Origin of the sequence: Streptococcus sp. HMSC070B10 (assembly GCF_001808665.1) — a bacterium.
Classification (GTDB): Bacteria; Bacillota; Bacilli; order Lactobacillales; family Streptococcaceae; genus Streptococcus.
Window position 1 is genome coordinate 1 of record NZ_KV794194.1, and the last position, 279, is coordinate 279.

Genomic DNA, 279 nt, shown 5'->3' on the forward strand with positions numbered 1-279 from the left:
TTGGATACTTGATTGGAGTTGTTGGTTGACCTGGAATATTTGGAATCCATGAACCGATTGGTTTGTAGGTTACTACTTCTGTAGCATCTTTTGAATCCGCAGTTACTTTTGTAGTTGGTACACTTGCTTTGTCAGCTAAGTATCCTTTAACTACTGGTGATTTAACTTCAGCTAAGTCTTGAGCTGGAGTCCAATCTCCGTAAGTCACTTCACCTGTTACTAAGTTGACCTTAGCTTCACGTGTAAATTTAGCTTCTTGTGTTACTGTTTTTGGTGTTC

Annotated in this window: 1 protein-coding gene; it reads right to left on the reverse strand. The window is 39.1% G+C overall.

Annotation, left to right across the window (positions count from 1 at the left end; translation table 11 throughout):
• On the reverse strand, positions 1–279 hold a 279-nt coding region (locus HMPREF2613_RS06345), incomplete at both ends, for a mucin-binding protein (protein ID WP_186822078.1).